The 11976-nt window shown below is 64.7% G+C and carries 11 protein-coding genes and 2 pseudogenes; 5 read left to right on the top strand and 8 right to left on the bottom strand.

The genetic code is table 11. The features are described from left to right. Window positions 1-10: 10 nt before the first annotated feature. From KUO17_RS19285 to KUO17_RS19295, 3 genes are read right to left on the bottom strand one after another with little or no spacing between them, the layout of a single operon-like run. Window positions 11-601 (bottom strand): YggT family protein, encoded by a 591-nt coding sequence (locus KUO17_RS19285; protein ID WP_217977112.1) that lies wholly within the window; start codon window positions 599-601, stop codon window positions 11-13. 10 nt (window positions 602-611) lie between these two features. Next, a complete protein-coding gene (gene proC, locus KUO17_RS19290) occupies window positions 612-1430 on the bottom strand; it encodes a pyrroline-5-carboxylate reductase (protein ID WP_217977113.1) in 819 nt (272 codons plus the stop codon). Between the two features lie 39 nt (window positions 1431-1469). Beyond that, window positions 1470-2156: a YggS family pyridoxal phosphate-dependent enzyme gene (locus KUO17_RS19295; protein ID WP_217977114.1), complete on the bottom strand. Its 687-nt coding sequence runs from the start codon at window positions 2154-2156 to the stop codon at window positions 1470-1472. Between the two features lie 66 nt (window positions 2157-2222). On the opposite strand from KUO17_RS19295, the gene KUO17_RS19300 reads away from it, so the two are divergent. Beyond that, window positions 2223-3257: a type IV pilus twitching motility protein PilT gene (locus KUO17_RS19300; RefSeq protein ID WP_217977115.1), complete on the top strand. Its 1035-nt coding sequence runs from the start codon at window positions 2223-2225 to the stop codon at window positions 3255-3257. On the opposite strand, the pseudogene KUO17_RS19305 reads toward KUO17_RS19300, so the two are convergent. Next, window positions 3254-3697, bottom strand: a pseudogene (locus KUO17_RS19305) (C40 family peptidase); the annotation flags it as partial. The gene KUO17_RS19300 and the pseudogene KUO17_RS19305 overlap by 4 nt on opposite strands. An 83-nt stretch (window positions 3698-3780) precedes the next feature. Then, window positions 3781-3877, bottom strand: a pseudogene (locus KUO17_RS27275) (peptidase P60); the annotation flags it as partial. A 156-nt stretch (window positions 3878-4033) separates the two neighbouring features. Here KUO17_RS27275 and KUO17_RS19310 point away from each other — a divergent pair. Continuing rightward, complete coding sequence (locus KUO17_RS19310; RefSeq protein ID WP_217977117.1) at window positions 4034-4456, top strand: NINE protein; 423 nt, start codon at window positions 4034-4036, stop codon at window positions 4454-4456. Between the two features lie 41 nt (window positions 4457-4497). On the opposite strand, the gene KUO17_RS19315 is transcribed toward KUO17_RS19310, so the two are convergent. The 3 genes from KUO17_RS19315 to KUO17_RS19325 form a co-directional block, all read right to left on the bottom strand. Further along, complete coding sequence (locus KUO17_RS19315; protein ID WP_217977118.1) at window positions 4498-5190, bottom strand: SPOR domain-containing protein; 693 nt, start codon at window positions 5188-5190, stop codon at window positions 4498-4500. Between the two features lies 1 nt (window position 5191). Beyond that, complete coding sequence (argS, locus tag KUO17_RS19320; protein ID WP_217977119.1) at window positions 5192-6928, bottom strand: arginine--tRNA ligase; 1737 nt, start codon at window positions 6926-6928, stop codon at window positions 5192-5194. Window positions 6929-7047: 119 nt separating this feature from the next. Beyond that, a complete protein-coding gene (locus KUO17_RS19325) occupies window positions 7048-9267 on the bottom strand; it encodes a primosomal protein N' (RefSeq protein WP_217977120.1) in 2220 nt (739 codons plus the stop codon). 166 nt (window positions 9268-9433) lie between these two features. On the opposite strand from KUO17_RS19325, the gene rpmE reads away from it, so the two are divergent. The 3 genes from rpmE to KUO17_RS19340 all read left to right on the top strand — a co-directional run bounded on the left by rpmE (window position 9434) and on the right by KUO17_RS19340 (window position 11919). Beyond that, window positions 9434-9649: a 50S ribosomal protein L31 gene (rpmE, locus tag KUO17_RS19330; RefSeq protein WP_217977121.1), complete on the top strand. Its 216-nt coding sequence runs from the start codon at window positions 9434-9436 to the stop codon at window positions 9647-9649. Window positions 9650-9669: 20 nt separating this feature from the next. Next, on the top strand, window positions 9670-10467 hold the full coding sequence (locus tag KUO17_RS19335) for a thermonuclease family protein (protein WP_217977122.1): 798 nt from the start codon (window positions 9670-9672) through the stop codon (window positions 10465-10467). Window positions 10468-10650: 183 nt separating this feature from the next. Beyond that, on the top strand, window positions 10651-11919 hold the full coding sequence (locus KUO17_RS19340) for a malic enzyme-like NAD(P)-binding protein (protein WP_217977123.1): 1269 nt from the start codon (window positions 10651-10653) through the stop codon (window positions 11917-11919). Window positions 11920-11976: the final 57 nt, after the last annotated feature.

Below are 11976 nucleotides of genomic sequence, written 5' to 3' on the forward strand. Positions count from 1 at the left end.
GCGGTGGTGCTCAGATCATGCGGAACAGTTCTTGCGGCATGCCGGCGTAGGCCGCCAGCGGCGGCATCACGAACGACTGGAACACCTGGATCGCGATAAAGGCGAAGATCGGCGAAATATCCAGGCCGCCCAGGTTCGGCACCAGCTTGCGAAACGGTGCCAGGACCGGCTCGCTGATCTGGTAGGCCAGCTCCGCTGCGGGGTTGTGGCTGCCTGGCGCGATCCACGAGACGATCACCATCACGATCATGGCGACCCAGAAGATCTTCAGGAACAGCGAGGTCACGCCGATCACCGACCACATCAGCAGGTGCGGAATATCGCCGATGGTGCCAAAGGTGAGCATCAGCACGAAGGCCATCAGCAGCGCCTGGATCACGATCGCGAGGATCAGTGACGAGGTGTCGAGCCCGAACACGCTGGGCACTACGCGTCGGATCGGCTTGAGCAGCGGTTGCGTGGCGCGCACGGCGAACTGGCTGAGCGGGTTGTAGAAGTTGGCCTTGACCAGCTGCAGCACGAAGCGCAGCAGAACGATGGCCAGATACAGGCTGACCAGTGTTTGCACCACGAAGATCGCGGCGCCAGAAAGTGCATTCATGCAGAGCTCCTTATTTGCCCAGTTGTTCGGCCATTTCGGCCGAGCGGTGCGCCGCGGCGCCCAGTGCTTTTTCTACCAGCGCCTCGAAACCCTCGGCCTGGAACGACTTGATCGCCGCTTCCGTGGTGCCGTTGGGCGAGGTTACCCGGCGGCGCAGCTCGCTGGCGTCGACGTCGCTGGTAACGGCCATGTGCGCGGCGCCCAGGGCGGTTTGCAGGGTCAGTTTGGCCGCGATTTCGCGGGACAGGCCAAGTTTTTCGCCGGCCGCGGTCATCGCCTCGATCAGCAGGAAGAAATACGCCGGGCCGCTGCCGGAGACGGCGGTCACCGCGTCCAGCTGTGCTTCGCTGTCGACCCACAGGGCGATACCGACGGCCGACAGCAGTTGCTCGGCTTCGGCGCGCTGGGCCGCCGATACCTGCTCGGTGGCGTACAGGCCGCTGACGCCCTGGCGCAGCAGCGCCGGGGTATTGGGCATGCAGCGTACCAGCGGTTGCGCGCCCAGCCAGCGGTTCATGCTCGCGCAGGTGATGCCGGCGGCGATCGACACCACCAGTTGCTCGGGCTTGAGGCTGGGCTTGAGGGCTTCGCACACGCCTTTCATGGCTTGTGGCTTGACCGCGATGACCACCACGTCGGCGCCGTCGACGGCGTCGGCGTTGTGCTCGAACAGCTGGATGCCGTGTTCGGCGTGCACCCTGGCGCGGGTTTCGGCACCCGGGTCGCTGGCGCGGATCTGCGCAGCGTCCACACCCTGGGCGCGCAGGCCGCCGATCAGGCTGGCGGCCATGTTGCCGGCGCCGATGAAGGCAATACGAGTCGTGCTCATGTCAGGTCCTTGGTCGAAGAAGGTGAACAATGCATGGGGTCAGGCCTGGCCGTAGTCGCGGGCACCGAACAGCGCGGTGCCGATGCGTACCCAGGTGGCGCCTTGGGCAATCGCCGCCTCCAGGTCATGGCTCATGCCCATCGAGAGCGTGTCCAGGCCCAGGTTCAGGCCGGCCTGCAGCTCGCGCACGCGGGCAAACGCCGCCGCCTGGGCGGCCGGGTCGTCGGTGGGTTCGGGGATTGCCATCAGGCCGCGCAACGTGAGGCGCGGCAAGGCTGCGATGGCCTGGGCCAGTGCGGGCAGTTCGTCGGGATTGCAACCGGACTTGCTGGTTTCGCCACTGACATTCACCTGCAGGCACACGTTGAGTGCGGGCAGCTCGGCAGGGCGTTGCTCGGACAGGCGTTGTGCGATTTTCAGTCGGTCCACCGAATGTACCCAGTCGAAATGTTCGGCGATTGCTCGGGTCTTGTTCGATTGAATGGGGCCGATGAAGTGCCAGGTCAAGGGCAGGTCGGACAATTCGAGCTGTTTTGCCAGGGCTTCCTGCAGGTAGTTTTCGCCCACGTCGCGTACACCGGCCGTATACGCCTCGCGCACCGCTGCGGCGGGTTTGGTCTTGCTCACGGCCAGCAGCCGCACGTGCTCGGGCGCTCGCCCGGCGGCCTGCGCAGCGCTGCGCATGCGTTCGGCGAGCGTGGAAAGGTTGTCTGCTATGGTGGACATGGATCAACGCCAGCGGCTGTTCGGGTCTGCGGCATTCTACCTGCTTGGCGATGTTTGGGGAGTCTTATGGACATGACCGGGCTGATGGCCCTGGCGCTCAGGGAGGGCGCCTCCGACCTGCACCTGGCGGCGGGTACTGCACCGATGATTCGCCGTGGCGCAGCGATTGAGCCGCTCGGGTTGGCGGTACTCGACGTGGGTGCAATGCAGGCCTTGCTCGGGCAGCTCATGAGCCCGCAGCAATTGAAGGATTACGAAACCCTTCAGGATCTGGACTTCTGCGTGGCCTTGCCCGGCCAGGGGCGTGTTCGGGTCAATGCGTTCGTCCAGTTGCAAGGGGCGGCGGCGGTGCTGCGCCTGATACCCGACACGGTGCCGAGCCTGGCGACGCTGCAGTTGCCTGATGTATTTCGCCAGATTGCCGAGCAGCCCGCCGGGCTGGTGCTGGTCACCGGCGCCACCGGTTCGGGCAAGTCGACCACCCTGGCGGCACTGGTCGATCACCTCAACTGCCAGCGCGGGCTGCACATCCTGACCCTCGAAGACCCCATCGAATTTATCCACAGCCCGGTGCGCAGCCGGCTCAGCCAGCGCGAGATCGGTCGGCACAGCAAGGGCTTTGCGCAGGCCTTGCGTGCCGCGCTGCGCCAGGACCCGGACGTGATCATGCTCGGTGAGCTACGCGACCTTGAGAGCATTCGCCTGGCCCTGAGCGCTGCCGAAACCGGTCATCTGGTGCTGGCGACCCTGCACACGCGCTCGGCGTCCAGCAGCATCGACCGCCTGGTGGAGGTGTTTGCCGCCGACGAGAAGGCCATGGTCCGCAGCATGCTCGCCGAGTCGCTGCAGGCAGTGGTGGCGCAGGTACTGGTGGGGCAGGTGGACGGCGGGCGGGTGGCGGCACATGAGATACTGCTGGCCACCCCGGCCGTGCGCAACCTGATTCGCGAGGGCAAGGTGGCGCAGCTGTACTCGGCCATGCAGACCGGTGCGGCCGCTGGCATGCAGACCCTTGACGCTTGCCTGCAGGGCCTGGTGAGGCGCGGGGTGATCAATCGTGAGGCGGCCCGGGCGAACGCACGCTCGCCCGAACTGTTCTAGCGCTTGGCCAGGCGCAGTTGCTGTTGTGGCTGTTCCTTGGGCAGCACGCGCTTGGCGACCACATAGTGGCTCTGCCAGTACGGCTTGTTCAGCGTGTCGATGCTGACCCGCTTGCCGCGCCGCGGGGCGTGGATGAAGCGGTCGTTGCCCAGGTAGATGGCCACGTGATTGACGCGGCGGCTCTTGATGTTGAAGAACAGCAGGTCGCCGGGCTTGAGGTCCTTGCGCTCGACCTTGACGCCATGGCCGCTGGCCATGGCATTGGAGGTGCGCGGCAGGTCGACCTCATCGATGTCATTGAAGGCGTACTTGACCAGGCCGCTGCAGTCAAAGCCCTTGCTCGGGCTGCTGCCGCCCCAGCGGTAGGGTGTGCCGAGCACATTCACGGCGCGGCTGAGTACGTCGCTGCTCTGCTTGGCCGGCATCAGCGCAACCGGTTGGGTCGAGCGGGCGCGGGCCTTGGAAACCTGCGTGTGGCTGACCTTGGTCGAGCGCACGGCACTGGTGTTGGTGGTATGGACGGAAAAACCAGTGGGTAGACGTTGCTCACGGTTGGTGGCGTGAGCGGCCAGTGGCAATAATAGGCAAACAGTCAGCCATGTCTTGAAAAATGGACGCATGGGCAGGGCTCTTCGTGGTTAAGCGCGCAACTTTATAACAGCTTTTTGATCAAATTCTGATCCGTTGGTCGATTGCGGCGGTGCCATACGTCGGGTCGTCACGCAAAAGTCACATCTTTTCTTAGAAAATTTTTCTCTAAAACCCAGAGGCTATGAATGAACAGTTATCAGCAGAGTGCACATCCGCAGGACACCCACAGCAAGATCATCGGCTACCTGCTGTGGATTTTCGGCTTTACCGGTGCGCACCGTTTCTACTACGGCAAGCCGGTGACCGGGACGATCTGGTTCTTCACCCTTGGCCTGCTCGGCATTGGCTGGCTGATCGACCTGTTCCTGGTGCCGGCGATGGACCGTGAAGCCGACCTGCGCTTTCAGGCCGGCCCGCTGGACTACACCGTGGCCTGGGTGCTGCTGACCTTTCTGGGTGTGTTCGGCGTGCACCGCATGTACCAGGGCAAGTGGATCTCAGGCGTGATCTACCTGTTCACCGGTGGCCTGTTCCTGCTCGGGGTGCTGTATGACTTCTGGACGTTGAATACCCAGGTGTCGCTCAAGAATGCGCAGGCGCGCTTCTGAAAGGCAGCGGCCCGCAAGGTGCGGGCCGCTGATCGCCGGGGTTACTGGCGGGTCTGACGCTGCTGCAACAGCAGGTTGCTGAAGCCGCTGCCTGCCAGTTGCTTCTGCGCCACGGTCAGTTGCTCGCGGTTGCTGAACGGGCCGACCAGTACGCGGTACCAGGTTTCCTCCTTCACCGTGCCGGACTCCACCTTGACCGCCTGGCCTAGCAGGATGATCTGGGCACGTACCTTGTCGGCATCGGCCTGCTTGCGGAACGAGCCGGCCTGCAGATAGAACTGCGTGGTGGCGGCCGGCTTGATCACCTCGGGTGCCGGTGGTGGCGTCTGCCCCAGCAGTGCGGCCTGTGCGCGTGCGGTGTCGATCTTGGCCGCCTCGGCCGGGGTCACCGGAGGTTGCGCCGGTACCGGCGGGGTTTTCTCCGGCACCGCCTCCGGCGGCACGATCACTTCCGATTCGGGCAGCAGGGTGTAGAAGTCGTACTTGGGCTTGACCGGCTGTTGCGGGCTGGGCGCAGTCTTGTTCGCCTCGGCGATCTTCTCGGCCTTCTGCTGGGCCTCGGGCTTGGTGCGCTTGACCTCGTCACGGCTGGGCTCGAGTTTCATCAGGAACACGATGAAGGCACCGACCGTGAGGCCGATGGCCAGCCACATCCAGCCCGGAATCGGTTGCTTGGCCGGTGCCTGGTAGCGGCTGGCGCCGCGCTTGGGTGCAGGTTTTTTCTTGGCAGCCAACTTACATGCGCTCCAGGGTTTCCAGGCCGAGCAGTTCCAGGCCCTGCTTGAGGGTGCGGCCGGTCAGCGCGGCAAGGCGCAGGCGGCTCTGCTGAACGTCGGGGGTGTCCGCGCCCAGGATCGGGCAGTTCTCGTAGAAGCTGGAGAACAGGCCGGCCACGTCGTAGAGGTAGGTGCACAGCACGTGCGGGGTGCCTTTTTCAGCGACGTTGTTCAGGATTTCGCCGAACTGCGCCAGGCGTGCGGCCAGGTCCTGTTCCTGGGGGGCGCTCAGCAGGATCTCGCCATCGACCTGGTCGAAGTCCTTGCCCAGCTTGCGGAACACGCCGGCCACGCGGGTGTAGGCGTACAGCAGGTACGGCGCGGTGTTGCCTTCGAAGTTGAGCATCAGCTCGAAGTTGAAGCTGTAGTCGCTGGTGCGGTGCTTGGACAGGTCGGCGTATTTGACCGCGCCGATGCCCACCACCTTGGCGATGGCACGCAGTTCGTCTTCGGCCAACTGCGGGTTCTTCTCCTTGACCAGGGCGTAGGCACGCTCCTTGGCTTCGTTGAGCAGGTCGATCAGCTTCACGGTGCCGCCGTCACGGGTCTTGAACGGGCGGCCGTCGGCGCCGTTCATGGTGCCGAAGCCCATGTGCTCCATGTCCATCGGGTGGGTCACGAAGCCGGCCTTGCGTGCCACCGCAAACACCTGCTGGAAATGCAGGGCCTGGCGCTGGTCGACGAAGTACAGGGCGCGGTCGGCCTTGAGCACGCCGCTGCGGTAGCGCACGGCGGCCAGGTCGGTGGTGGCGTACAGGTAGCCGCCGTCGGCCTTGACGATGATCACCGGCAGTGGCTCGCCTTCGGCGTTCTTGAACTCGTCGAGGAACACGCACTGGGCGCCGTTGCTCTCGACCAGCATGCCCTTGGCCTTGAGGTCGTTGACCACATTGACCAGGTCATCGTTGTAGGCGCTCTCGCCCATCACGTCGGCCATGGTCAGCTTGACGTTGAGCAGCTCGTAGGTCTTCTGGCAGTGCGACAGCGAGATGTCCTTGAAGCGGGTCCACAGCTTCAGGCAGTCGGCATCGCCGGCCTGCAGCTTGACCACCAGGCCGCGGGCACGGTCGGCGAACTCGCTCGACTCGTCGAAGCGCTTCTTGGCGGCGCGGTAGAAGTTCTCCAGGTCCGACAGCTCGTCGCTGGTGACCGGGTTTTCTTCCAGGTAGGCCATCAGCATGCCGAACTGGGTGCCCCAGTCGCCGACGTGGTTCTGGCGTACCACCTCGTCGCCGAGGAACTCCAGCACGCGGGCCACGGCGTCACCGATGATGGTCGAGCGCAGGTGGCCGACGTGCATTTCCTTGGCCAGGTTGGGCGCCGACAGGTCGACCACCACCTTCTGTGCGGCACCGGCCTTGTGCACGCCGAGCCTGGCGTCGGCCAGCGCGGCGTCCAGGCGCGAGGCCAGGGCCTGGGTGTTCTGGAAGAAGTTCAGGAAACCGGGGCCGGCGATCTCGACCTTGCTGACCTGCGGGTCGGCGGGCAGGGCGTTGATCAGCTTTTCGGCCAGCTCGCGGGGTTTGAGCCCGGCGGGCTTGGCCAGCATCATGGCGATGTTGCTGGCGAAATCGCCGTGGGTCTTGTCCCGGGCGTTTTCCACCTGGATCGCCGGCGTCAGCCCTTCTGGCAGCACACCGTCGGCGACGAGTTGGGTGAGGGCTTGCTGGATCAGCTGGCGAATGGTGTCTTTCATGGGCTTCTCTTTCGACCGCAAGCGCGGCGGCGCTTGGATGCGCAGGTGGAAAAACTGGGCATTATCCGTTGCCGGGGCGAGGTTGCCAACCTTTAGGGCGCCTTCGCCGGCAAGAACCGTCAGTAGAGGTCTACAGGATCCACATCCAGCGACCAGCGCACCTGTCGCCCGCTCGGCATCTGCTCCAACACTAGCAGCCAGGCACTGATCAGCCGGTGCAAAGGTGCCCGTGCATTGGCCTGCAGCAATAATTGCGCACGAAAACGCCCGGCCCGTCGCTCCATGGGCGCCGGTACCGGCCCCAGCAGCTCGATGCCATGCAAGTCCTGCTCGCGCACCAGTTGCTCGGCAGCGCTGCACGCCTGGTCCAGAAACCCTTCGGCCTGGCCCGGCTTGTGCGCCTCGGCGCGCAGCAGCGCCAGGTGTGCGAACGGTGGCAGTCCGGCGGCGCGGCGTTCGCTCAGGGCCTGTTCGGCAAACGCGAAGTAGCCCTGTTCGGTGAGTTGCACCAGTAAAGGGTGGTCGGCCAGGTGGGTCTGGATGATCACCTTGCCCGGCTCCTCGGCGCGTCCGGCACGCCCGGCCACCTGCACGATGAGCTGGGCCATGCGCTCGCTGGCGCGAAAGTCCCCGGAGAACAGCCCGCCATCGGCATCCAGGATCGACACCAGGGTCACCCGGGGGAAGTGGTGCCCCTTGGCCAGCATCTGGGTGCCGACCAGGATGCACGGTTCACCGCGCTGGATGGTGGCGAACAGCTGGTTCATCGCGTCCTTGCGCGAGGTGCTGTCACGGTCCACGCGCAGCACCGGCACGTCCGGGAACAGGATGCTCAGGCGCTCCTCGGCGCGTTCGGTGCCGGCGCCTACCGGTCGCAGGTCAACGTGATTGCACTGCGGGCACTGGCGCGGCACGCGCTCGTCATAGCCGCAGTGGTGGCAGCGCAGCTCCCCCGAGCGCTGGTGCACGGTCATGCGCGCGTCGCAGCGCGGGCATTCCGACAACCAGCCGCAGTCATGGCACAGCAGGGTCGGGGCGAAGCCGCGGCGGTTGAGGAATACCAGCACCTGCTGGCCGGCGGCCAGGGTCTGGCCGATGGCCTGTTGCATGGGCCCGCTGATGCCGCTGTCCAGGGGGCGGCTCTTCACGTCCAGGCGCAGGAAGCGTGGCGGCTTGGCGCCACCGGCACGGTGGGTCAGGCGCAGCAGGCCGTAGCGCCCGGAGTAGGCGTTGTGCAGGCTTTCCAGCGACGGCGTGGCCGAGCCCAGCAGAATCGGAATGTGCTCCTGGCGCGCACGCACCAGCGCCAGGTCGCGGGCGTGGTAGCGCAGGCCTTCCTGCTGCTTGTAGGAGCCATCATGTTCTTCGTCGATGATGATCAGCCCCGGGTGCTTCATCGGGGTGAACAGCGCCGAACGGGTACCGATGATAATGTCGGCCTCGCCATCACGGGCTGCCAGCCAGGCTTCCAGACGCTCGCGGTCGTTGACCGCCGAGTGCAGCAGCGCGATGCGTGCGTTGAAGCGCTGTTCGAAGCGCGCCAGCGTCTGCGGCCCCAGGTTGATCTCCGGGATCAGGATCAGCGCCTGCTTGCCGGCCTCCAGGGTTTCGCGGATCAGTTGCAGGTAGACCTCGGTCTTGCCGCTGCCGGTGACCCCGGCCAGCAGGAACGCATGAAAGCTGTCGAAGCCGGCGCGCACGGCATGAAAGGCCGCCTTCTGCTCGTCGTTCAGTGGCAGTTCGGGCTGCGCCAGCCAGTGTTCATGGCGCGCCTGCGGGGCGTGCCGGCGCACCTCGACCTGCACCAGTTCCTTGGCCAGCAGCAGGTCGAGGCTGTCCTTGCTCAGCATCAGTTTGCTCAGCAGGCCGTGCGCCACCCCGTGCGGATGTTGTGCCAGGGTGGCCAGGGCTTCGCGCTGGCGCGGCGCGCGGGCGATGCGCGGGTCGTCCTGACGCGCGCCGGGGGCGATCTGCCAGAAGCGTTCCTGGCGTGCCTCGGCCGGTTCGCCCTGGCGCAGCAGCACCGGCAGCGCCCAGCTCAGGGTGTCGCCCAGGCTGTGCTGGTAGTACTGCGCGGTCCACAGGCACAGCTTGAACAGCGCCGGCGGCACCGGCGAGACGGGGTCGAGCAGGGCGATGGCCGGCTTGAGCTTGTCAGCCGGCACTTCACTGTGGTCGCACACCTCGACCAGGATGCCGATCATTTCGCGGCGCCCGAACGGCACGCGAATGCGCATGCCTGGCGTGAACGCGGTGCGCGCCATGCTTGCCGGGGCCCTGTAGTCGAACAACCGCCGCAGGGGCGAGGGCAGGGCAAGGCGAAGGATGACGTCGGGCACGCGCAGGGTCTCTGGAGGGTGATTCTGTAGCCGCCGAGCCTAGCAGACGACAGTCGGTGCAAGCGACAACTTGCGCGGATGGCATGCTCTGGTATTATTCGCCGCCTAATTACGTGCGGTATTCAACAATGGTGTTGGGTGGCGGCACGCAGTCGAGGAAGTGACCATGAAACCAGAAATTCACCCGAATTATGAAGTAATCGCAGTGACTTGCAGCTGCGGTAACAAGTTTGAAACCCGTTCGACCCTGTCCGCTCCGCTGGGTACCGACGTGTGCAACGAATGCCACCCGTTCTACACCGGCAAGCAGAAAGTGCTGGACACCGGCGGCCGCGTACAGAAGTTCGCAGATCGCTTCGGCATGTTCGGTGCCAAGAAGTAAGACAGCGCGAAGCGGGCCCCATGGGCTTTGCAATGCTGCTGAAAAAGGCGTCCCTCGTGGGCGCCTTTTTTATGGCCGCGATCTGGCAACTGCCGGCGCTTGCGCTGTGTTCGACGCCCGCCGGCCTGCAGACGGTCGGCGTGCGCCAGGTGGTCGACGGCGATACCTTGCGTCTGGTCGATGGGCGCAGCGTGCGCCTGATTGGCCTGAATGCACCTGAAATCGGGCGCAAGGGGCGCGCCAGCGAGCCCTTCGCGCAGGCTGCACGCCAGCGTCTGCAGGCGCTGGTGAACGCCAGTGGCGGTCAGGTGGGCCTGCAGCCTGGCGTCGAGCCGCGAGACAAATATGGGCGTACCCTGGCTCATGTGTACGGGCGCTCTGGCGACAATCTGGAAGCACAATTACTCGGTGAAGGGCTTGGCTACCGTGTCGCAGTGGCGCCCAACGTGGCGTTGGTGCGGTGCCAGCAACAGGCCGAGCAGGCCGCCCGTCGGGCCGCTGTCGGGGTGTGGCGCGTGTCTGCGGTGCTCGGTCCCGGGCAGTTGCGCCAGTCCGGCTTTGCCCTGATCAGGGGCCAGGTGCGGGCAATCGAGCGTAATCGTGCTGGGATCTGGATCGCGCTGGGAGATGATCTGGTGCTCCAGGTGCCTGCGCGTTTGTCGCGACATTTCCCGGCTGACTTTGCGCACGGCCTGAAAGGGCGCACGGTCGAGGCCCGCGGCTGGGTGCTGGATCGTTCCCGCAAGGGCGGGCTCACGTCGGGTCAGGCGCGCTGGGTGCTGCCGTTGACCGACCCATCGATGCTTGAAAGACAATAAACACAATAAATTGTGGACATTTTAAAAGTCGATTGTACACACGCAAAGCCTTGCGGGCTGCGGCTCTTGGCTTAAAGTCGTAGGTTAAAGGCCTTGACACTAGTGACCGACCAGTCTTGTAGGCCCATTGCTCTTTGCGTATCCTCGGCGGTCCGTCAGAACAGTAAAAGCGGAATGCCCACCATGTCAGATTTGAAAACTGCCGCTCTCGAATACCATGCTCAGCCTCGTCCGGGGAAACTGAGCGTAGAGCTCACCAAACCTACCGCGACTGCTCGCGACCTGGCGCTGGCCTACAGCCCGGGTGTTGCCGAGCCGGTACGTGAAATCGCCCGCGACGCCGAACTGGCCTACCAGTACACCGGCAAGGGCAACCTGGTAGCAGTCATTTCCGACGGCACCGCCATCCTTGGCCTGGGTAACCTGGGGCCACTGGCGTCCAAGCCGGTCATGGAAGGCAAGGGTGTTCTGTTCAAGCGTTTCGCCGGTATCGATGTGTTCGACATCGAAGTCGAGTCCGAAAGCCCGCAGGCCTTCATCGACACCGTGCGTCGCATCTCCATCACCTTCGGTGGCATCAACCTGGAAGACATCAAGGCACCTGAGTGCTTCGAGATCGAGCGCGCGCTGATCGAACAGTGCGACATCCCGGTGTTCCACGATGACCAGCACGGCACCGCGATCGTTACCGCCGCCGGCATGATCAACGCCCTGGAAATTGCAGGCAAGACCCTTGGCGACGCCAAGATCGTTTGCCTGGGCGCCGGCGCTGCGGCCATCTCCTGCATGAAGCTGCTGGTGAGCATGGGCGCACAGATCGAAAACATCTTCATGGTTGACCGTACCGGTGTGATCCACGCTGGCCGTGACGACCTGAACCAGTACAAGGCAGTGTTCGCTCACGCCACCGACAAGCGCAGCCTGGCCGATGCCCTGGAAGGCGCTGACGTGTTCGTCGGCCTGTCCGGTCCGAACCTGCTGAGCGCTGAAGGCCTGAAGTCGATGGCACCGAACCCGATCGTGTTCGCCTGCTCGAACCCGGATCCGGAAATCTCGCCAGAGCTGGCCCATGCCACCCGCGACGACGTGATCATGGCGACCGGTCGTTCCGACTACCCGAACCAGGTCAACAACGTGCTGGGCTTCCCGTTCATCTTCCGTGGTGCCCTGGACGTTCGCGCCAAGCGCATCAACGAAGAGATGAAGATCGCTGCCGCCAACGCCCTGAAGGATCTGGCCAAGCTGCCAGTACCTAAAGAAGTGTGTGCGGCCTATGGCGTTGAATCGCTGGAGTTCGGCCGTGAGTACATCATTCCGAAGCCGATGGATGCGCGCCTGATCACCCTGGTTTCCGACGCCGTGGCCAAGGCCGCGATCGAGACCGGTGTGGCGACCCTGCCGTACCCGAAGAACTACCCGCTCAAAAGCGTGGATGACGTGTTCAACGGCTGAGCCGTTGTAGCGTTGTAGCAAAAAGCCCCCGGCTCGCGAGAGTCGGGGCTTTTTATT

The sequence above is a fragment of the Pseudomonas aegrilactucae genome, from assembly GCF_019168305.1.
GTDB classification, from domain to species: Bacteria; Pseudomonadota; Gammaproteobacteria; order Pseudomonadales; family Pseudomonadaceae; genus Aquipseudomonas; species Aquipseudomonas aegrilactucae.

Coding starts and splice junctions, on each gene's coding strand:
- KUO17_RS19285 (WP_217977112.1), bottom strand. CDS start 601: ATGAATGCACTTTCTGGCGCCGCGATCTTCGTGGTGCAAACACTGGTC.
- proC (WP_217977113.1), bottom strand. CDS start 1,430: ATGAGCACGACTCGTATTGCCTTCATCGGCGCCGGCAACATGGCCGCC.
- KUO17_RS19295 (WP_217977114.1), bottom strand. CDS start 2,156: ATGTCCACCATAGCAGACAACCTTTCCACGCTCGCCGAACGCATGCGC.
- KUO17_RS19300 (WP_217977115.1), top strand. CDS start 2,223: ATGGACATGACCGGGCTGATGGCCCTGGCGCTCAGGGAGGGCGCCTCC.
- KUO17_RS19310 (WP_217977117.1), top strand. CDS start 4,034: ATGAACAGTTATCAGCAGAGTGCACATCCGCAGGACACCCACAGCAAG.
- argS (WP_217977119.1), bottom strand. CDS start 6,928: ATGAAAGACACCATTCGCCAGCTGATCCAGCAAGCCCTCACCCAACTC.
- rpmE (WP_217977121.1), top strand. CDS start 9,434: ATGAAACCAGAAATTCACCCGAATTATGAAGTAATCGCAGTGACTTGC.
- KUO17_RS19335 (WP_217977122.1), top strand. CDS start 9,670: ATGGGCTTTGCAATGCTGCTGAAAAAGGCGTCCCTCGTGGGCGCCTTT.
- KUO17_RS19340 (WP_217977123.1), top strand. CDS start 10,651: ATGTCAGATTTGAAAACTGCCGCTCTCGAATACCATGCTCAGCCTCGT.